At 62.5% G+C, this 19,758-nt stretch carries 19 protein-coding genes, 1 tRNA gene and 1 pseudogene; 15 read left to right on the top strand and 6 right to left on the bottom strand.

Annotation, left to right across the window (positions count from 1 at the left end):
* The first annotated feature begins 105 nt into the window (after positions 1-105).
* The 5 genes from B6S01_RS03535 to queA all read left to right on the top strand — a co-directional run bounded on the left by B6S01_RS03535 (position 106) and on the right by queA (position 3,767).
* A complete protein-coding gene (locus B6S01_RS03535; RefSeq protein WP_037462331.1) occupies positions 106-366 on the top strand; it encodes an exodeoxyribonuclease VII small subunit in 261 nt (86 codons plus the stop codon).
* An 11-nt stretch (positions 367-377) separates the two neighbouring features.
* Positions 378-1,286 carry a polyprenyl synthetase family protein gene (locus B6S01_RS03530; protein ID WP_037461961.1) on the top strand — a complete coding sequence of 303 codons (909 nt, stop codon included), beginning with the start codon at positions 378-380 and terminating at the stop codon, positions 1,284-1,286.
* A 3-nt stretch (positions 1,287-1,289) separates the two neighbouring features.
* The gene (gene coaD, locus B6S01_RS03525; RefSeq protein WP_037461964.1) at positions 1,290-1,802 is read left to right on the top strand and encodes a pantetheine-phosphate adenylyltransferase; all 513 of its coding nucleotides are present in this window, start codon (positions 1,290-1,292) and stop codon (positions 1,800-1,802) included.
* A gap of 93 nt (positions 1,803-1,895) precedes the next feature.
* The gene (locus B6S01_RS03520) at positions 1,896-2,645 is read left to right on the top strand and encodes a peptidylprolyl isomerase (protein ID WP_037461967.1); all 750 of its coding nucleotides are present in this window, start codon (positions 1,896-1,898) and stop codon (positions 2,643-2,645) included.
* Between the two features lie 93 nt (positions 2,646-2,738).
* Positions 2,739-3,767: a tRNA preQ1(34) S-adenosylmethionine ribosyltransferase-isomerase QueA gene (gene queA, locus B6S01_RS03515; protein WP_037461970.1), complete on the top strand. Its 1,029-nt coding sequence runs from the start codon at positions 2,739-2,741 to the stop codon at positions 3,765-3,767.
* Positions 3,768-3,984: 217 nt separating this feature from the next.
* Here the strand turns inward: queA and B6S01_RS03510 are convergent, their stop codons facing one another.
* Positions 3,985-4,323: a DMT family protein gene (locus B6S01_RS03510; protein ID WP_037462333.1), complete on the bottom strand. Its 339-nt coding sequence runs from the start codon at positions 4,321-4,323 to the stop codon at positions 3,985-3,987.
* Positions 4,324-4,407: 84 nt separating this feature from the next.
* Here B6S01_RS03510 and B6S01_RS03505 point away from each other — a divergent pair.
* Positions 4,408-4,633 (top strand): annotated as a pseudogene (locus B6S01_RS03505) (methylcrotonoyl-CoA carboxylase); the annotation flags it as partial.
* 161 nt (positions 4,634-4,794) lie between these two features.
* On the opposite strand, the gene B6S01_RS03500 reads toward B6S01_RS03505, so the two are convergent.
* Positions 4,795-5,733, bottom strand: a complete 939-nt coding sequence (locus tag B6S01_RS03500) for a DUF2171 domain-containing protein (protein WP_037461976.1) — start codon at positions 5,731-5,733, stop codon at positions 4,795-4,797.
* Positions 5,734-5,945: 212 nt separating this feature from the next.
* Between B6S01_RS03500 and B6S01_RS03495 the strand changes: the two genes are divergently transcribed.
* The 3 genes from B6S01_RS03495 (at position 5,946) to B6S01_RS03485 (ending at position 7,592) form a co-directional block, all read left to right on the top strand.
* A tRNA-Ala gene (locus tag B6S01_RS03495) sits at positions 5,946-6,021 on the top strand.
* Between the two features lie 68 nt (positions 6,022-6,089).
* On the top strand, positions 6,090-6,863 hold the full coding sequence (locus B6S01_RS03490; protein WP_037461978.1) for an NUDIX hydrolase: 774 nt from the start codon (positions 6,090-6,092) through the stop codon (positions 6,861-6,863).
* A gap of 3 nt (positions 6,864-6,866) precedes the next feature.
* On the top strand, positions 6,867-7,592 hold the full coding sequence (locus tag B6S01_RS03485; RefSeq protein ID WP_037461981.1) for an extensin-like domain-containing protein: 726 nt from the start codon (positions 6,867-6,869) through the stop codon (positions 7,590-7,592).
* 63 nt (positions 7,593-7,655) lie between these two features.
* Here the strand turns inward: B6S01_RS03485 and trpE are convergent, their stop codons facing one another.
* Both trpE and B6S01_RS03475 read right to left on the bottom strand, forming a co-directional pair.
* A complete protein-coding gene (gene trpE, locus B6S01_RS03480) occupies positions 7,656-9,185 on the bottom strand; it encodes an anthranilate synthase component I (protein ID WP_037461984.1) in 1,530 nt (509 codons plus the stop codon).
* A 1-nt stretch (position 9,186) separates the two neighbouring features.
* Positions 9,187-11,139, bottom strand: coding sequence for a peptidylprolyl isomerase (locus B6S01_RS03475; RefSeq protein ID WP_037461987.1), 1,953 nt, complete (start codon positions 11,137-11,139; stop codon positions 9,187-9,189).
* 171 nt (positions 11,140-11,310) lie between these two features.
* On the opposite strand from B6S01_RS03475, the gene tpiA reads away from it, so the two are divergent.
* The 3 genes from tpiA (at position 11,311) to B6S01_RS03460 (ending at position 14,483) form a co-directional block, all read left to right on the top strand.
* Positions 11,311-12,054, top strand: a complete 744-nt coding sequence (gene tpiA / locus B6S01_RS03470; RefSeq protein ID WP_037461990.1) for a triose-phosphate isomerase — start codon at positions 11,311-11,313, stop codon at positions 12,052-12,054.
* Positions 12,055-12,375: 321 nt separating this feature from the next.
* A complete protein-coding gene (gene secG, locus B6S01_RS03465) occupies positions 12,376-12,756 on the top strand; it encodes a preprotein translocase subunit SecG (protein ID WP_037461993.1) in 381 nt (126 codons plus the stop codon).
* 92 nt (positions 12,757-12,848) lie between these two features.
* The gene (locus tag B6S01_RS03460; protein ID WP_037461996.1) at positions 12,849-14,483 is read left to right on the top strand and encodes a CTP synthase; all 1,635 of its coding nucleotides are present in this window, start codon (positions 12,849-12,851) and stop codon (positions 14,481-14,483) included.
* Between the two features lie 108 nt (positions 14,484-14,591).
* On the opposite strand, the gene B6S01_RS03455 is transcribed toward B6S01_RS03460, so the two are convergent.
* Both B6S01_RS03455 and B6S01_RS03450 read right to left on the bottom strand, forming a co-directional pair.
* Complete coding sequence (locus B6S01_RS03455) at positions 14,592-15,869, bottom strand: serine hydrolase domain-containing protein (protein WP_157704805.1); 1,278 nt, start codon at positions 15,867-15,869, stop codon at positions 14,592-14,594.
* Between the two features lie 88 nt (positions 15,870-15,957).
* A complete protein-coding gene (locus tag B6S01_RS03450; protein ID WP_037461999.1) occupies positions 15,958-17,094 on the bottom strand; it encodes a PQQ-dependent sugar dehydrogenase in 1,137 nt (378 codons plus the stop codon).
* A 196-nt stretch (positions 17,095-17,290) separates the two neighbouring features.
* Here B6S01_RS03450 and rimP point away from each other — a divergent pair, with 196 nt between their 5' ends.
* From rimP to B6S01_RS03435, 3 genes are read left to right on the top strand one after another with little or no spacing between them, the layout of a single operon-like run.
* Positions 17,291-17,815: a ribosome maturation protein RimP gene (gene rimP, locus B6S01_RS03445; RefSeq protein ID WP_037462003.1), complete on the top strand. Its 525-nt coding sequence runs from the start codon at positions 17,291-17,293 to the stop codon at positions 17,813-17,815.
* A gap of 13 nt (positions 17,816-17,828) precedes the next feature.
* Entirely contained in the window at positions 17,829-19,400 is a 1,572-nt protein-coding gene (nusA, locus tag B6S01_RS03440; protein WP_037462005.1) for a transcription termination factor NusA, read from the top strand.
* Between the two features lie 6 nt (positions 19,401-19,406).
* Positions 19,407-19,643: a tautomerase family protein gene (locus B6S01_RS03435; protein WP_037462007.1), complete on the top strand. Its 237-nt coding sequence runs from the start codon at positions 19,407-19,409 to the stop codon at positions 19,641-19,643.
* Positions 19,644-19,758: the final 115 nt, after the last annotated feature.

The following is a 19,758-nucleotide window of genomic DNA, read 5'->3' as shown; positions in this document are numbered from 1 at the left end:
CTCTTGGCGTCTTTCATGACGTTTTCATGACTGAAGGGAATGGAATCGCTACCCTCGGACGGTGCGGACTTGACCCGGCTGGCAGGCCTCGCCAATGCAGACATCATGGCCGAGGACAGCAAGACTGAGCAGGGCGATTTGTCCCAATTGTCATTTGAGGATGCGCTGCGTGCGCTTGAGACGATCGTACGCCGTTTGGAAAGCGGCGATGTTCCGCTAGATGAATCGATCTCTCTCTATGCGCAGGGCGAGGAATTGCGCAAACGCTGCCTGGAAAGGCTGCAGGCGGCGGAGGCACGCATTCAGAAGTTGACGATTGATCCGACCGGCGCCGTGACGGGCGCCGAACCGTTCGGCGCCGATTGAGCGGGGCGGTCATGGAGGGGGGAACCTCCCGGAAGGCGCTAATCGCCACCCGCGCGGTTGCAGTTGCGGCCGATGTGGATCACGCGTTCGATCTGCTGCTATCCGTTCCGGGCGATCCGCGCGCCCGCCTGTATGAGGCGATGCGCCACGCCGCGATCGGCGGCGGCAAAAGATTGCGGCCGCTGCTGGTCCAGGCGGCGGGTGATCTGTTCAATATATCCCGCGAATCGGCGTTGCGCGTCGGGCTCGCCGTCGAATGTATCCATGTTTATTCGTTGGTGCATGACGACCTGCCTGCGATGGACGATGACGATATGCGCCGGGGCAGGCCGACGATTCACAAGGCTTTTGACGAAGCGACCGCCATACTTGCGGGTGATTGTCTGCATGACCTGGCATTTGAAGTGCTTGCCGATGAGCAAACGCATGCCGATCCCTTCGTTCGGATCGAATTGGTGAAGGCGCTCGCCTTGTCCAGCGGGCCTGCCGGAATGGCGGGCGGGCAGATGATGGACCTGCAGGCGGAAGGGGCGAGCTTCGACCTTGCCACCGTCACCCGGCTTCAACAGCTCAAGACCGGCGCACTCATCGGGTTTTGCGTGGACGCTGCCGCCATCATGGCGCGTATCCCGCCAGAAGCTCGCGTCAGTCTGCATGGCTATGCGCGCGACATAGGCCTCGCTTTCCAGATTGCCGACGATCTACTGGATGTGGAAGGCGACGCAGCGCTCGCCGGCAAGGCATTGGGTAAGGATGCGGCGGCGGGGAAGGAAACCTTCGTTTCGCTGCTGGGGGTCGAGCGCGCGCGCGAACAGGCGTGCTTGCTGGTCGAGCAGGCCAAGGCGCATCTCCATGCGTTCGGCGGGGAGGCTGACCTGCTGCGGGCGATCGCTGACTATATCGTGGAAAGGGACCGGTAGGGCATGAGCAATCAGAGGGTGGGGGTCTATCCCGGTACGTTCGACCCGATCACTTTGGGGCACATGGACATCATCCGCCGCGGCGCGAAGCTGGTGGACAAGCTGGTGATCGGGGTCACGACCAACATCGCCAAGTCGCCCATGTTCTCGGATGACGAACGACTGGAGATGGTGCGCCGCGAATGCGCCGGGATCGATACGGAAATCGTCGTCACCGGTTTCAACTCGCTGTTGATGGATTTTGCCGAATCGCAGGGCGCCAGCGTCATCATCCGGGGCCTGCGTGCTGTTGCTGACTTCGAATATGAATATCAGATGGCGGGGATGAACCAGCAGATCAATCCACGCGTGGAAACCGTATTCCTTATGGCGGACGTGTCGCTTCAGCCAATCGCGTCCCGCCTGGTTAAGGAAATCGCGCTGTATGGCGGCCCGATCCACAAGTTCGTCAGCTCCACGATATGCCAAGAAGTCGTTAAGCGCGTTCAGGAAGTGGGGCAGAAGGGCGGGGAATAAAAGCGCTCAGCCTTCGTTCAGTTGCCAATCGCCAAGAGCGCGCTATCAGGGCAGCTTCGCCACCAGGCTTCAGATATCAGGGAAAGCTCATCCATGCGGTTCAGTTCGGCGTTCAAAACCGTGGCGATAACCGTCGCCCTCTACGCGACCGGCGGCGTGGCGCTGGCTCAGGGCGGCGGCGCCAAGGGCGAAGAGATGAAGAAGGCGGAGGCCGCAGCGCGCGCCGAACAAAATGCCAAGTCGCTGGGGCAGGATCCGGCAGCTCAGTTGCCTCCCGCGACCGTGCCGGTCGATCCGCAGAATGTCTGGGATCTCGATCTATCGACTGGCGGCCGCGTGCGCATCCAGTTGCGGCCCGACATCGCGCCGCAGCATGTTGAGCGCGTCAAGCAACTGACGCGTCAGGGCTTTTATGATGGCCTGAAATTTCACCGGGTTATCCCCGGCTTCATGGCGCAGGGCGGTGATCCGAAAGGCGACGGCACGGGCGGGTCTTCGCTGCCGGACCTTCAGGCCGAGTTCAATCCCATGCCCCACCTGCGCGGCACGGTGTCGATGGCGCGCGCCCAGGATGACAATAGCGCCAACAGCCAATTCTTCATCCTCTTCCTGCCACGCATGCAGCTGGACAAGAAATATACGGTTTTCGGCCGCGTGATCGAAGGTATGCAATATGTCGACACGATCGCGCCGGGAGAGCCGCCGGCCAATCCGACGACGATTCTTCAGGCTTCGATCGAAAGTGACGGCAAGGCGCCGGTGATGGCGCTGCCTGCGCCTGCTGTGCCATCGATTGTGGCCCCCGCCACCGCAAGGAAGTCGGTCGCGCCGAAGAAGAGATAGGCTGGATTCTATTTATTGCTTGCAACCTGTTTCTGCGTCCTGCGGAATGGGCCACCAACGACATGATGCTCGGCTTTTGTGAACGGCGGCCGCATGCGCGTAGACCTTTTCGATTTTGATCTGCCCCCCGAGAATATTGCGCTGAGGCCGGCGTCGCCGCGCGATTCTGCGCGGCTCCTGCTGGTTTCGGGCGATGCGTCATTGCGCGATCATTGCGTTCGCGATCTCCCTTCGCTGCTCCGCGCCGGGGATGTGCTGGTATTCAACGACACCAAAGTCATTCCCGCCCAGCTTGAGGGCATGCGCGGCCAGGCGAAGGTTGGCGCGACGCTGCACAAGCGGCTTGGCTTGCGGCAATGGCAAGCTTTTCTGCGCAACGCCAAGCGCGTGCGCGAGGGCGACCGGATCGACTTCGGCGGGGGCGTCACCGCGATTGCCGGTCCGCGGGACGACGAAGGCGGCGTCACTCTCACTTTCGAAGGGGAGGAACCTGTCGAGCTGCTGCTGGAGCGGGCTGGCCGTATGCCCTTGCCACCCTATATCGCCAGCAAACGGCCTACCGATGCTCGTGACCGCAGCGACTATCAAACCATGTTCGCTCGGGAAGACGGAGCGGTTGCGGCCCCGACTGCGGCGCTGCACTTTACGCCCGAACTCATGGCGGCATTGGCTGATGCGGGCGTCGCCTCAGAAACGCTGACCCTTCATGTCGGGGCGGGAACATTCCTGCCGGTGAAGGCGGATGACACGGACGACCATCGCATGCATGCGGAGTGGGGCCGGATCGATCAGGCCACCGCCGACCGTCTGAACGCTGCACGGCAAAAGGGATGTCGCCTGATAGCTGTCGGCACGACCAGCCTGCGTCTGTTGGAAAGCGCGTGTGACGCGGACGGCTTGGTACGGCCGTTCGCTGACGAGACGCGTATCTTCATCACGCCAGGCTATCGCTTCCGCGCGATCGACGGATTGATGACCAACTTCCATCTGCCGCGCTCGACCCTGTTCATGCTGGTAAGCGCCTTGATGGGTCGTGATCGCATGCAGGCCGCATATGCCCATGCCATTGCGACAGGCTACCGCTTCTATTCCTATGGCGACTCCTCGCTCCTTTTGCCCTGATCTTCGAAGGTGGCATGGCGCAAGGCGTGCTTGATCGCTGTCATGATCTTTGCGGCGCATTCCTCCTTTTCTTCGATGCCCGGTCCTTGGAGAAAGTCGATGCTCCTCTGCTGACCGAAAGCCAGAGCCATGCCCTTCCCGTAACAGAGGCCGCGCCAAATCGATCCTGCCATTGTCCAGCCGCCCCAGTAATTCCCTCTGGCTGCCGGCGCGAGAATCAGGTGCGGCCCACAAACAGAAAGCCGACGGCCGCCATAATGCACAGGAATGCGGCGAGATGGCGCCAGTGCAGCGGTTCGCCCAACACCGTGACCATGAAACCACCGAAGATGATCAGGGCGATGGCCTCTTGCGTGATCTTGAGCTGCCCCGCGCTCCAGCCGCTTGCAAAACCAAAACGGTTGGCGGGAACCGCAAAACAATATTCGACGAGCGCGATGCCCCAGCTGATGAGGATCACCAGCAGGAGCGGTTTTTCCATCCCGCCTTTGAGGTGCCAGTACCAGGCTACTGTCATGAACAGGTTCGAGACGATGAGGAGCAGGACGGTGGGCATGACAGGCCTCAAATAGCGGTATGGCCAGCGCTCTCGCATTAGCGAGCCATGGAGCGCAAGCATATGAGTGCCGCCAAGCTTGGCCGATCCGCCGCCGCAGAGGCCATTCACCTCCGGTTATGGCTTCTTGCCGACCATAATTGACGCTGGACCGATCTGGGTGGGACGAAGCCCGGCGAGCATTGCGGCGATGGGGATGAAGGATGCGGCCAAGCGCCTGATGATCGATGCCGGTGTGCCGGTGACACCCGGCTATCTGGGGGAGGGTCAATACGGCGCCATGCTACAAGCCGAAGCCAGCGCCATCGGCCCATGAAAATGGCGCATGGCTGTCAGCGTCTTTCGATGGGGTCGTGACTGAAAATCGCCGTTATACAGGCACGCAGGCGTCCGTCGGCGCTCTGCTTTTGAGTCACAAAACGGATAAAAGAGCAGGGGCTCGTGCTGAGCCCCTGCTAATCACGGCATGTATCACCGATAACGATTATTTCCAGAAGCGGGGTTAGTCAGGCTTCCGCTTCCGCTCGCGCCAGTACCACTTCCATCTTCGCGCCGCTCGCCGAACAAGGCATTCTGCTCACCTTCAGTTCGCCACGCCGCATGCGCTTGGTCTGCGGTCTTTTCCAGCGTCACCCGCTGCGCATCGACCGACTTGATCCATGACGACGGCACCGAATGATGAACGCCGCCCGCATCCTGATCGGTCTTCGTCAGGATGATGCGGTCGCCCTTCAGATGGTCCACTGTGCCGACATGCTCGCCATCGCTGCCGACGACCTCCATATGCTCCCGCACCTGCTGGACTGCCTGGCGCTGCTCTGTGCGACGGCTGCGCCAGCTGCCAAACTCATTGTTGAACCGGTCGCGATTTTCCCGCTGATATTCGGCATAGTCGCGATCCAGCTCTTCGATCCGTTGCTGGCGCCAGGCGTAGTAATTTGCATCATGGTGTTCGCTATAATCATGGGCGGGCCCAAAGGAGCGGATGCGGTTGCCATGGTCCTCGCTGCCATAGCCGCTGCGTTCCCCGGTGAATGGCGCGTAGCCCCGATTGGGCAGATATTGGTTGGTGCGCGACGCCGACGCAAATCCGATGCGGCTGCTTTCATCCCGTGGGTCGCCATATGGACGATTATAATAATCGTCATATTCGCGCCTGCGTTCAGCCTCCTCGTCTCCGAACCAGCTGCGAATTTCATCTCCGGCGCGATCGAAGAAGCCGCGCTCATCGGGGTCGTAATCCTCAGGCGTGCGCCGAGCATCCGGTCCACTGAACTGGCCACGGGTTCCATAACGATAACTGCGGTCGTCCCGCCAGTCACGCTGCCCGCGATGGCGATCCGATCCACGATCCCAATCGCCGCGATTCCTGTCATAGCCACCGTAGTGACGTCCGCCTTGATAGCCCATCGTCCTTCTCCTTGACCAAGGGTTGTTCCGGCCTTTAGGCCGTTGCATCTCCAATGAGCGTGGGGGCGCATCGTTCCGGCTATTACGCGAGGGAAACGTCCCTGCTTTGAGCCGGTCTACCGACCACGGCAAGCGGCTCCCGCAAGTGGCCGGATCAGCGCAAAAAGACCGTTGCAAGGGGATCGGGCCTCGCTTATAGGCAGCGCTCCTTCGGGGCCGTAGCTCAGCTGGGAGAGCGCGTCGTTCGCAATGACGAGGTCAGGGGTTCGATCCCCCTCGGCTCCACCACCCCCTTCAAACATGGGGTGATCCGTAAGGGCTTTACCGTTGCCGTCATCCCTGCTTATGGCGGTGGAATGGCACCTCCTACCACTGAAGGCCGTTCCGCTGCGACAGCGGTAATCGTTCGCGACATGTCGGATGGCCCGCCGGATATCCTGATGATGGAGCGTTCCGGAAGAATGGACTTCGCCGCGGGAGCGCTGGTCTTTCCAGGCGGCGCAGTCGATCAGGCGGATCGTGATCTGGCGAGGGCGATCGACTGGTCGGAACCGCTTGAAGAAACTGCTGCGCGTATCGCTGCTATTCGCGAAACGCTGGAGGAAAGCGGTCTTGCCATAGGCTTCGCATCGCCACCGAATCTGGCGCAGGTGAGTAAACTGCGGGATGCGCTGACGCAGGGCAATCCCTTCTCAACCATCATCCAGTCGCACGGGCTGGAACTCGCATTGGATCAATTGGTGCCGTTCAGCCGCTGGCACCCGTCTGGCGCGGAACGAGCCATCCGCCGCGTCTACGACACGCGTTTTTATGTCGTGCGCGCTCCGGAAGGTCAGGTGGCGTGCGTGGATTCCACTGAAAATGTCCGCCTTTTCTGGAAAGGCGCCCAGGCTACGATCGACCTGTGCGAGGCGGGGCATGGCCAGATCATCTACCCCACGCGCCGCAATCTTGAACGGCTTGCGCTGTTCGACAGCTATGAGGCGATCGTGGCGCACGCCGCCTCGTTCCCCGTCGAAAAGGTTTGTCCCTGGGTGGAAGAGCGGGACGGAGAGCGGCACCTTTGTATACCCGATCACCTTGGCTATCCCATAACTTCGGAACCGATGGGCAGCGTGCGGCGTGGTTAGGCCATGCGCCGAGTCCATTTCATTTTGCGCAGGCTTGTCCTGCTCGCCGCCCTCCTCGCCTGTGCGCTGATGGCCTATGCTTTTGTTCGGCAACGACCTCAGGACCTGCCCTGGACCGAACTCGACCTCGCGCAGCCTGTGGGCATGTTCACTGGTCGCAAGCTAGCCGCCCTCACCGATGAGCCGGACCGTTGCCGTGCCTTGCTGGACAGGGCGGGCGTGCCTTATGCGGCCATGCCCCCCGGGGGAAGCGGCCAATGCCGTTATAGTGATGCGGTGAGGCTGAAACCTCAGGAGGGAAGCGTCCTTCTGTCTCCTGCCTCGGTAGCGCCTTCCTGTCCGGTTGTCGCTGCGCTCAAGCTTTGGGAATGGCATGTGGTGCAGCCTGCGGCGCAAGAGACATTTGGACAGGCGGTAAAGTCCATCAGCCATTTTGGCTCTTACAGTTGCAGGCGGCTATACGGGCGCGCGGATGGCGATTTCAGCGAACATGCGACGGCTGACGCGATAGACATCAGCGGCTTCACCCTCGAGGATGGGCGGAGGATTAGCGTGGCGGGCGACTGGAACGGTGAGGGAAAGGACGTGGATTTCCTTCGGATTGTTCGCAAGGGGGCATGCGAGTTTTTCGCGACCGTCCTGTCGCCGGACTATAACGCGGCGCATCATGATCATTTCCATCTGGATCAGGCGGAAAGGGGAGCTTTCGGCTGGCGCGGATGCCGTTAGCGGTTCTTATGGAATCGGCTGGCGAGGCATGTGTGAGGATCGACCGGACGAGGGCGGAGCAGTTTACTGCCCGAACCCGGCTTGCCGGGCGAGCTCTACCGCTTCGCGCGCCGCTGCGAGAAGCGCGCCGCTTTTTGCTTCGCACTCCCGCTGTTCATATTCGGGCGTGGAGTCAGCGACGATGCCAGCGCCGGCCTGAACATGCATTACGCCGTCCTTGAGCACCGCCGTGCGCAGGACGATGCAGCTGTCCATATTGCCGTCCGGGCCGAAATAGCCGACGCCACCTGCATAGGCGCCGCGGGTTTCCGGTTCCAGTTCGGCGATAATCTCGCAGGCGCGCACCTTGGGCGCACCCGAAACAGTGCCTGCGGGAAAACCGGCAAAGAGGGCGTCGAGCGCATCCTTGTCCGGAGCCAGCCGACCGACCACATTCGATACAATGTGCATCACGTGGCTGTAAAATTCGACCGTGTAGCTGTCAGTCACGGTCACGGATCCCGCGCTGGCGACACGGCCGACATCATTGCGGCCAAGGTCCAGCAGCATCAGATGTTCGGCGCGCTCCTTCGGGTCGGCCAACAGGCTTTCGCGATTGGCCGCATCCTCGACGGCGGTCTTGCCCCGGGGCCGGGTGCCCGCGATTGGCCGGATCGTGACCTCACCATCACGCGCGCGCACCAATATCTCCGGGCTTGATCCGATCAGCGCGAAGCCAGGCAGGTCCAGATAATAGAGGAAGGGCGAGGGATTGATGCGGCGGAGAGCGCGATATAGCGCGATCGGAGGCAGGGTGAAGGGACTGGTGAAACGCTGCGCGAGGACCACCTGAAATATGTCACCGGCGACGATATAGTCCTTCGCCCGCTCCACCATCGTCTTATAGCGGCCGGGTTCCAGCACGGGCGTGACCTCTATATCCGCGATGTCGGCAGGCGGCGGCAGGGAGGGGAGAGGCGCAGCCAAGCGGGCGGCCGTCGCGTCGATGCGCTCAAGCGCCTGCGTGATCGCTGCATCAACATCGCTGAAACTGCCCTTCCACACGGGTGCAACCAGATAGAGCGCGTCGGCCAGCCGATCGAAAACAAGGATGATCGTTGGCCGCACAAACAGCATGTCGGGCAGCTGGAGCGGATTGGCGGCGGGGCGGGGCAACTTTTCCACCAGACCGACAGTCTCATATCCGAAATAGCCTACGAGACATGCAAGCGCGGGGGGCAGCGCGGGGTCAAGCTCTGTCCGGCATTCAGCGACCAGCGCCCGCAAGGCATCCAGTGCGCCAGCCGCTTCGGGAACGAAGCTATCCCGGTCGTGCGCCCAGTTGCGGTTGATCTCGGCCGATTGCCCTTGCGCCCGAAAAACCAGGTCGGGCGCCAGGCCGATCAGGCTGTAGCGGCCGCGAACGGCGCCGCCTTCCACCGATTCCAGCAGGAAATCACCGCGGTCGGGCTCGAACAGCTTGAGCGCCGCGGAGATTGGCGTGTCGGTGTCCGCGATCTGGCGACGCCAGACCAGCGCCGACCTGCCAGCATCAAGGGCATCGCGAGCAGCGGCGATTCCGTCATTGCCCCCACGGGCGACGCCGGCGCCCATATTATTGAGCGCCGCTGTTAGTGCTGGTGAGCGCGCGTTCGACGTTCGCCACAGCCGAGGGGGTGCGCTTGACGCCAAGCTGCTTTTCCACGGCGCGCTCGAACTGATGTCCATATTCCTGGCCGACGACGTCGCTCAACTGGCCGCGAACCTGATCGAGCAAGGCGGTCTGGCCGCCTGCGTCGCCACGTTTGATGCCGTTCAGCTGCACGACGAAATAGCCGCGGTCCTGACCGACAGGCAGCGTCTTCACGCTGTTAGCGGCCATGGAAAAGAGGATGGCGACTTCGGCTGGCGGACGCTGGCCTTCGCGCATGATGTCGGCCCGGCGGCCGCCAACCGTTTGTGGCGCGGGCAGGGGGATGCCCGCCTGCGCGACCGCATCGGCCAGCTTCATGCCCTTGGCGACTTTCGTGCGAATCTGTTCGGCCAGGGCCTTCGCCTTCGCATTGCCCTGCGTCAGCTTATACTGGGCCACGATCACCGGCTTTACCTTCGCCAGCGGTGGCGGCGCAGCTGCGCGTATTTCGGCGGGCGCGGCCAGAGCATAGCGCTGGTCTTCCTTGATGGGGATAAGCTGTGCGTCGTCGTCCTGGCTCATCTGGAACACTGGCGCCAGCAAAGGCTGGACGTCAGCGGGAGCCTGATAGACCTCATCTTCGGCCTGTTGACCGGTGGAGAGCAGAAACGGAGTGGTTTCCAGCTTCAGCCCATTGTCCTTGACCACTTCCTCGAAGCTGCCGCCATCCGCGATCTGGTCCTCGATCCTGCCGGTGAATTCATTGAGCAGCCGCTTCTGCTTCTGGGTGCGAAGCGTCGCTGCGATTTCGTCCCGAACGGCCGGGAGGGCACGCGCTGGTGTCGTCTTGATATTGGACACACGCAGGATGACCCATCCGAGCGACCCGCGCACCGGGCCGACGATTTCCCCCTGCTGGGCGGCGAACCCGGCATTGGCAACTGCGGCTGAGGAAGATGTGGTCAGGCTCTCTCGGCTCTGATCCGCCAGCGTCGATACGGCAAGGCCTGCGTCCTGCGCGGCGGCGGCGAGTGACTTTCCACCCTTCACCTGACCGGCGACCGCCTTGGCGGCAGCCTCTGTGGGCAGGATGAGCTGTTCAAAGCTGCGGCTTTCCTTCGCTGCGTAGCTCGCCTTGTTCTGATTGTAGGCCGCTGCGATTTCGGCATCGGTCGGCTGGGCGGCCTGCGCAAAGCGTTCGCTGTCGATCACCGCGTAGCGGATGCGGCGCTGTTCCGGGATGGTGAAGCGCGCCGCATTGCTCCGGTAATACTCACTCAACTGGGCGTCGGTGGGATCCTTGATGTCCTTGAACGCGGTGGCGGGGATGGCTGCGATCGTACCTTGGCGCGCTTCAAGCAGAAGCGAGGCATAGGGGAGGATGACGCTGTCGGGCAGCTTTACCCCCAGGCCCAGCGGCGCGAGCATGTGCCGTTCCAATATCTCGCGGGTGATATCCTCGCGCAGCGCCTGCTCGGTGATGCGTTCGCGCTGCAGCAGCTGGCGGAAATTTTCCTGGCTGAACGCACCCGCTGCATCCTGGAACGCCGGGATCCGGGCGATCTGGGCATCGACAAGGCGTTTCGAGATATGAACGTCCTGGTCTTCGGCATATTCCTTCAACGTCATCGCGGCGACCAGCTGGTCGTAAATCTGACCAGCGGCGCCCTGGGCCAGGAATTCGTTGATCTGCAATCCGGGATTGGCGCGACGGGCGTTTTCAAAGACGCGTTGCACCCGTTCCTGGAGCTGCGTCTGCGTCAGGCGAGTGCCGCCTGCCTTCGCTACCGTTTCGCCGCCGCCGCCGAGCGAGGATCCAAACTGCCCGCTGCTAAGGTCGCCCAGGATGAACGCCGCCGCGATGACGCCTAGGAAAAGGAGCGCGAACAGCGCGCCGAATTTCGAACGGATGAAGCGGCGGAAGTTGGAAAGCATGAATGAAGTCCAGAATTGAAAGACTTTTTACGGTGGCCCGCTTTAGGGGCGGATCGTCGCGGCGGCAAGTGTGGCATGGCTGGACAAATGGCTGGCTCTTGTCCATCCGCCTTGGCGAGGCTGGCCTGCGCGGCTGGCGGCACGGATTGATAACTGAAGAGGTATGGATCGATGGGCAGGCGCAAGCTGGTGGTCGGCAACTGGAAGATGAACGGCCTTCGCGCCCAGCTGGGCGAGGTCGAGGCGATCGGCGCCGCAGCAGCAGCGCACCCATCCGTCGAGGTAGGGCTTTGCCTGCCCGCCACCCTGATCGCATCGGCGCAGGCGGTGAGCGGCGCGGCCTTCGTCGGCGCGCAGGACTGCCATATGAAGGACAGCGGCGCGCATACCGGCTGTCTGTCGGCGGCGATGCTGGCCGAGGCGGGCGCGAGCTGGACCATCGTCGGCCATAGCGAACGGCGGCAGGACCAGGGCGAAAGCGACGCCGATGTGGCGGCCAAGGCGCTGGCGGCGAAAGCTGCGGGCCTGAAGGTGATATTGTGCGTCGGCGAAAGCCTGGACGTGCGGGACGCGGGTAACGCGGAAGCGGTCGTGTCTGCGCAACTGCTGGCTTCGTTGCCCGACGGCGCGGCGGCGGACTGGCTGGCGATCGCCTATGAACCGATCTGGGCGATCGGGACCGGCCGCATTCCGACGATGGAAGCGGTGGAGGCGATGCACCGGGCGCTGCGGACGGCGCTGGGCGGACGGATCGGCGCGGCTGATGCGGGGGGCATGCGAATCCTCTATGGCGGGTCGATGAACGGCGACAATGCGGCCGAATTGATGGCGATCGAGGATGTGGACGGCGGACTGGTGGGCGGCGCGAGCCTGACTGCCGCAAAGTTCGCGCCCGTCATTGCGGCTGCGGGCTAGCTTTTTCCACCGTTCGGGCTGCGCTGGGGCTTGCTTCTGCCGAAAGGGGAAGGGGGCTTCGACAGGCTCAGCCCGAACGGATCGTGGGTTTGCCCGAACGGGCCTTGGGTTTGTCCGAACTGACTACAGGCTCAGCCCGAACGGACTTTGGGCTGAACGCTAACAGGCCACAGGCTCAGCCTGAGCGGACCGTGGGTTCAGCTCGAAGGGACCATAGGCTCAGCCGGAACGGACTGCGCCACTCGACCGCTCGCCGGTTGCCCCCGCCGCCTATCGCCGCTATGGGCACCCCAACGATCCCCATTCGGACAGATTCCTCGCATGTTCACTTTCATCCTCGTCGTGCAGGCCATTGTTGCGGCCCTGCTTGTCACCGTCATCCTGATGCAGAAGTCGGAAGGCGGCGGTCTGGGCGTGGGTGGCAGCCCGGCGGGGCTGATGTCGGCGCGTGGCGCGGCGGATTTCCTGACCCGTTCGACCAGCGTTCTGGCGGTCATCTTCGTGTCGCTGTCGATCGTGCTGGCGGTGATCGCGTCGGTCCAGCATGCGCCTAGCGATATCGATACTTCGCTGGTGAATCAGGCGCCTGCCGCCCCCGTTGCCCCGGCTCCGGCCGCTGGCAGCGCCGACCCGCTGGCCGGTGCGGCTGGCGCGGCGAGCAACGGACAGGCAGCGAACGGCGCGGTTCCGCTCGCCAACTGATCGTCCTTTTTAAAATTTCCGAATCTTTTTTGCTCGCGCGTGGATTCGCGCGCTTGCCCAACTCGTTTGTAAAAGGCTAAGCCTCTCCTCCCATGGCGCGGTATATTTTCATCACCGGCGGCGTGGTCTCCTCGCTTGGCAAGGGCCTGATGGCCGCTTCGCTTGCAGCTTTGTTGCAGGCGCGAGGTTTCCGTGTGCGCATTCGGAAGTTCGATCCCTATCTCAACGTCGATCCGGGCACGATGAGCCCGTATCAGCATGGCGAAGTCTATGTGACCGACGACGGGGCGGAAACCGACCTGGATCTTGGCCATTATGAGCGTTTCACGGGCGTTTCGGCGCGTCAGTCGGACAATGTGACGCAGGGCCGCGTCTATCAGACGATCATCCATCGCGAGCGGCGCGGCGATTATCTGGGCGCGACGGTGCAGGTCATCCCGCACGTCACCGATGAGATCAAGGCGTTCGCCATGGCCGAATCGGATGATCTGGATTTCGTGCTGTGCGAAATTGGCGGGACCGTCGGCGACATCGAATCGCTGCCCTTCATGGAAGCGATCCGGCAGCTGCATAATGATCTGGGCCGCGGCCAGTCGATCTTCGTCCATGTGACGCTGGTCCCCTACATCGCGGCGGCGGGCGAGCTGAAGACCAAGCCGACCCAGCATAGCGTGCGGGAATTGACGTCGCTTGGCATTCAGCCGGACATATTGCTGTGCCGATGCGAACATCCGCTGCCGGAAAGCGAGCGCAAGAAGATCGCGCTATTTTGCAACGTGCGCCCCGAAGCGGTCATCCCGGCCCTGGACGCCAGCAGCATCTATGCCGTGCCCGCGCAATATCATGCCGAGGGGCTGGACGACGAGGTGTTGCGCGCCTTTGGCATTCATGACGCGCCGACGCCCTCGCTCGACCGCTGGATCGACATCATGGATCGCCAGCAGAACCCGGAAGGCGAAGTGACGATCGGCGTCGTGGGCAAATATGTCGGCCTGCCCGACGCCTACAAGTCGCTGTACGAAGCGCTGGCCCATGGCGGTTTCGCCAACCGGGTGAAGGTGAACGTCAAGTGGATCGACGCCGAGCTGTTTGAAAAAGGCGATGATGACGTCGCCGCCAGCCTGGAGCCGATGCACGGCATTCTGGTCCCCGGCGGGTTCGGCGTGCGCGGTTCGGAAGGCAAGATCGCAAGCGTCAAGTTCGCGCGCGAACGCAATGTGCCTTTCTTTGGCATCTGCCTGGGCATGCAGATGGCCTGCATCGAGGGCGCGCGGAACACGGCGGGGATTGCCGAGGCGTCAACGACCGAATTTGGCGAGACGTCGGAGCCTGTCGTTGGCCTGATCACCGAATGGATGAGCAAGGAAGGCTTGCAGAAGCGCACGGCTGAAACGGACCTGGGCGGCACGATGCGGCTGGGCGCCTATCCGGCCAAGCTGACCGGCAACAGCGTCGTTGCTGGCATCTATGGCACGGGCGAGATCAGCGAACGCCACCGCCACCGCTATGAAGTCAATGCGGGCTATCGCGAGCCGTTGGAAAAAGGCGGCCTGATCTTTTCAGGCATGTCGCCGGACGGCACGCTGCCGGAGATTGTCGAGCGGCCGGACCATCCATGGTTCGTAGGCGTGCAGTTCCACCCGGAATTGAAGTCCAAGCCGTTCGACCCCCATCCGTTGTTTGCGAGCTTTATCGAGGCGGCGGTCAAGCAGAGCCGGCTGGTCTGATCGCCTAATTCCCTGGGTTTCCATAGGCTGTCTTTGCCTGCGTCGTCCCGGGCTTTGGTCCGGGGTGACGCTCTGCTGCCGGCATGGGACTGCTACTCCCGTCAGGGTTCAGGCTGCCTTGGCTGAGCCTAAATCGTCATGCACCGCCTTGGGCAGATTCATGGCGAAGCTGAAGACCGACATATTGTTGATCAGACCTGTCACCCGCAGCCGCTGATCGGGCGCGATGACACCGATGGTCCCGGCAGCGCCGAGCCAGCCGAACAGGCCTTTGAGCCCGCCATGATTGGCAATGCAGCCACCCGCGCCAAAGCCCACGACCCCAGGGATGCCGATATAGTCGCGCATGCTCACGCGCTGCGGCAGGAGGTTCGACGTTCCCGCCTTCACGGCGTCAGGGGGCATGATCTCTGCGCGACCCATGCGGCCCTCGTTCGCCAGCATGGCCAGGAAACGATCATAATCGTGCGCCGTGGATATGAGGCCGCCTCCGCCCGAAGGGAAAGCGGGCTTGTTCAGGAATATCGAAGCCGGGCCTGCATCGACCTCCGTCAACTTGGCTCCCTGACCCGTATAGTTCGTGACGAGACGCGCTTTCTTGCTCTCGGGCACAGTGAAGAAGGTGTCGCGCATGCCAAGAGGCGCGAAAAACCGCCGCTCCAGGAACTGCTCGAATGGGACGCCCGCCACGATCTCGATGATCCGCCCCAGCAAATCCAGTCCAACCGAATAGCTCCAGGCAGTGCCCGGGTCTGAAAGAAGCGGAGCCGCCGCCAGCCGATCTGCAAAGTCCTTCAGGTTCGCAGGTGGGGCGTGCTCCAGCCGTTCCCCCGCACTGACCAGATTCTGCCTTAGCCCCGTCTTTTCATATATGTCCTTGAGCGGACCTTTGACCGCAGGTCCGCCACCCAGGCCGGCGGTGTGTGTCAGAAGGTGTCGGATTGTCATCACCGATGTTGCAGGACGCGTTTCCACGCCTTGGCTAGGGTTGGTGAGAACGCGCATATTGGCAAAGCCGGGGATAAAGTCAGCAACTGGCTGGTCCAGCTTCATCCGGCCCTCGGCGATCAGCAGCATCGCCGCCATTCCGGTGACGGGCTTTGTCATCGAATAGATACGAAACAAGGTCTGTTCATTTACGGGGAGGGGGCTTTCGAGCGCGATCGTGCCGCTGCTGATATAATCCGGCCGACCTACGCCTTCGCCGACCGCGACGATGGCGCCGGGTGCGGCTCTTTCACTTATGACGCGATCCACCATCGCGCGGATGGCGGGAAAGCGCCTTGCACTTGCTCGCGCATATCCGGGCGCAGCGCCTATTAGCCCGAGGCAAACTGCGCCCTTCAGCAAGTCGCGCCGCAACAATGCCGCGTCTAACATGGCCATCCTCCCCCTCATTATCGGACACTATCGTGTCGATTGTCAGGGCGCTGGTCAACGGCTGATACGGCGCGTCCCTGTCAGCAGGGTGAGCCTATCCAGCAGGCGTCAATTTCAGCAGCCGCCCTTGCGACCCGCGCCCGCCATCTTCCAGCAGCCACAGCGCGCCGTCCGGGCCTTGCTCTACTTCGCGAATGCGGGCGTCCATATCCCATTGGTCGGCCTTGGATGCCGTATCGCCGTTCAGCTTTACGCGGACCAGCGACTGGCTCGATAGTCCGCCGAGGAACAGCGAATCCTTCCACTGCGGAAACAGGTCGCCCGAATAATAGAGCAGGCCCGCCGGAGATATGGCCGGGTTCCACCAGACCTTGGGCGCTTCAAACCCGTCATGGCCATTATGGTCGGGGATGGGCTTGCCGTCATAATGGTCGCCGTTCGACGCCTTGGGATAGCCATAGTTGAGGCCGGGCTTGATGAGGTTGATTTCGTCCCCGCCCTTTGGCCCCATCTCCTGCTCCCAGAGGCGCCCATCCTTGTCGAAGGCGATGCCCAGCAGATTGCGGTGGCCATAGGACCAGACGGCGGGATGGAAGCCCTTTGCCGCGAGCGGGTTTCCTGCGGCGGGCGTGCCGTCGAGGTTGAGGCGGAGCACCTTGCCCAGGGTCGCCTTCGGGTCCTGAGCAGGATCGAATTTCTGCCGTTCGCCATTGGTGAAGAACAGATATTGGCCGTCGGGCGAGAAGGCGATGCGGCCGGAATAATGGCCGTTGCCATCGACATAGGGGGTGGCGCGGAAGATGGTGGTCACGCCGTCCAGCTTCGTTTCGCCATTGCTGGTCTGGTTGAAGACGCCTTTGGCGAGGGCGACCCCCTTGCCGCCGGGGCCGCTTTCCGAAAAGCTGAAATAGACGGTTTTATTCTGCGCGAATTGTGGGTCGAGAACCACGTCCATGAGCGCGCCCTGGCCCGCGCTATCAACCTTGGGCATGTTGCCGACCGGGATTTTTGTCCCGTTCTTTGGGTCGAAAAGGATCATCTCGCCCGCTTTTTCCGTGATGAGCGCGCGGCCATCGGGCAGGAAAGTCATGGCCCAGGGCGAATCGAAATCCGCGATGACGGATGTTTTGAAGGGCCGGTCGCCGGGGGCGGCGGCGTTCTGGCTTTCCGCATCATCGACGGAGCAGGCGGCCAGAGCGAGGCCGAAGACGGTGGCGACCATAGTACGCATTCTATCCTCCATCCGGGGCGGACAGGGGCGGCCCCATCCATTTGACTCTGTCCTACAATAGCTACTGACGAATAATGTTGCAGCTTTGCTCAACCGCGCATATAGCGCGCTTGCTTCCTTACATCGTCAAACATGTCGGGGTCGCGGGCGGGAACGCCTGCGGCGCGGAAGCTGCTTATTGATTGCTGGAGATTGCATGGCGGACATCGCCGAACTGACTGCGCTGATCGAACCGGAGGTGAAGGCCCTGGGATTCGAGCTTGTGCGCATCAAGCTGTTCGGGTCGGGTGACGAACATACGCTTCAGATCATGGCGGAAAATCCGGTGACCAAGCAGCTGGTCATCGAAGATTGCGCCGCGATCTCGCGCCGGCTGTCCGATGTGCTGGATGAGGCTGATCCGATCGAGGAAGCCTATCGTCTGGAAGTCAGCTCGCCGGGGATCGACAGGCCGCTGACCCGGCTGCACGATTTCATGGAATGGGCCGGGCATGAAGCAAAGATCGCCACGACCGAAACGGTGGCGGGTCGCAAGAGTTTTCGCGGAACGCTGAAGGGCGTTGAGGGCGACGATATCCAGTTCAAGGACAATAAGGCCGGGGAGGTTTTGATCCCCTTCGCGGCGGTGGGCGAGGCCAAGCTCGTGCTGACCGACGCTCTCATTTCTGCTACCATGCCGCTCTCTTCCGAGGGTGCGGACGAGTTTGACACCGAAGAATAAGGGTTCGACTGCCATGGCCAACGCCATTTCCGCCAACAAGGCCGAGCTGCTCGCCATCGCGAACAGCGTCGCCAGCGAAAAGATGATCGACAAGGCGATCGTCATCGAGGCGATGGAAGACGCGATCCAGCGCGCCGCCCGTGCGCGCTACGGCGCTGAAAACGACATCCGCGCGAAGCTGGACCCCGAAAGCGGCGACCTGCGCCTGTGGCGTGTCGTCGAAGTGGTCGAGGCGGTTGACGATTATTTCAAGCAGGTGGACCTCAAGCAGGCGCAGAAGCTGAAGAAGGACGCCGTTGTCGGCGACTTCATCGTCGATCCGCTGCCTCCCATCGACCTGGGGCGCATCGACGCCCAGTCGGCAAAGCAGGTGATCTTCCAGAAGGTCCGCGACGCCGAGCGCGAGCGCCAGCATGAGGAATTCAAGGACCGCGTGGGTGAGATCATCACCGGCGTCGTGAAATCCGTCGAGTTCGGCCATGTCGTCGTGAACCTGGGCCGCGCCGAAGGCGTCATCCGCCGCGACCAGCAGATCCCGCGCGAAGTCGTCCGCGTCGGCGACCGCATCCGCTCGGTGATCCTGAACGTACGCCGCGAAAATCGTGGGCCGCAGATTTTCCTTTCCCGCGCGCACCCCGAATTCATGAAGAAGCTGTTCGCGCAGGAAGTGCCCGAAATCTATGACGGCGTGATCGAGATCAAGGCCGCCGCCCGCGATCCGGGTTCCCGCGCCAAGATCGGCGTCATCAGCCGCGATTCGAGCATCGACCCGGTCGGCGCCTGCGTCGGCATGAAGGGCAGCCGCGTGCAGGCCGTCGTGCAGGAAATGCAGGGCGAGAAGATCGACATCATCCCCTGGTCGGAAGACACGGCCACCTTCGTCGTCAACGCGCTGCAGCCCGCGCAGGTCGCTCGCGTCGTCATCGACGAGGAGGAAGAACGCATCGAAGTCGTCGTCCCCGACGATCAGCTGTCGCTTGCCATTGGCCGTCGCGGCCAGAATGTCCGCCTCGCCAGCCAGCTGACCGGCAAGGCAATCGACATCATGACCGAGGCCGACGCGTCCGAAAAGCGGCAGAAGGAATTCGTCGCCCGTTCCGAACTGTTCCAGAACGAGCTGGACGTGGACGAAACCCTCTCCCAGCTGCTGGTCGCCGAAGGCTTTGGCGAGCTGGAAGAAGTCGCCTATGTCGGCGTCGAGGAACTGGCCGCCATCGAAGGGTTCGACGAGGATCTGGCCGCCGAGCTGCAAAGCCGCGCACAGGAAGCGCTGGACCGTCGCGAGGCTGCCGCCCGCGAGGAACGCCGCGCGCTGGGCGTCGAGGATGCGCTGGCCGACATGCCGCACCTTAACGAAGCCATGCTGGTGACGCTGGGCAAGGCGGGCATCAAGACGCTGGACGATCTGGCCGACCTTGCGACCGACGAACTGGTCGCGAAAAAGCGCGTCGATCAGCGCCGCCGCCGCAGCGAAACCACCGAAGACAAGGGTGGCGTGCTGGCCGAATATGGCCTGAGCGAAGAGCAGGGCAATGAGATCATCATGGCCGCGCGCGCCCATTGGTTCGAGGGCGAGGAAGCCTGAAGCAACATGCCCTTTGTCGACATCCGTCTGGCCGGAAACGCCACCCGTGAGCAGAAGGCGGCCATTGTCGCCGACGTCACCCAGTCGCTTGTCGAGCGGCTGGGGAAGTCGCCTGCTGCCGTGCAGGTGGTGATTTCCGAAGTTTCGACGGAAAATTATGGGTCTGGCGGCCTGCTGGTCGCCGATCGCGCGGCGCCGCCGCAAAGCGGGGAGGACGCCAATGCTGCGGTCACTTCCCGATGAGAGGCTGACGCCTACATTCAGTGCTGCTCCGTCAACGCCCCTCCCGCCACGGGAAGGGGCAGGGGACGGGCGCGATTTGGCAGCAATCGCCAACAACTCTCCCCATAGGGAGAAG

The sequence above is a fragment of the Sphingobium herbicidovorans genome (assembly GCF_002080435.1).
Taxonomy (GTDB): Bacteria; Pseudomonadota; Alphaproteobacteria; order Sphingomonadales; family Sphingomonadaceae; genus Sphingobium; species Sphingobium herbicidovorans.
The sequence above is the reverse complement of the archived record's forward strand: the minus strand, read 5'-3'. Positions and strand labels throughout refer to the sequence as shown.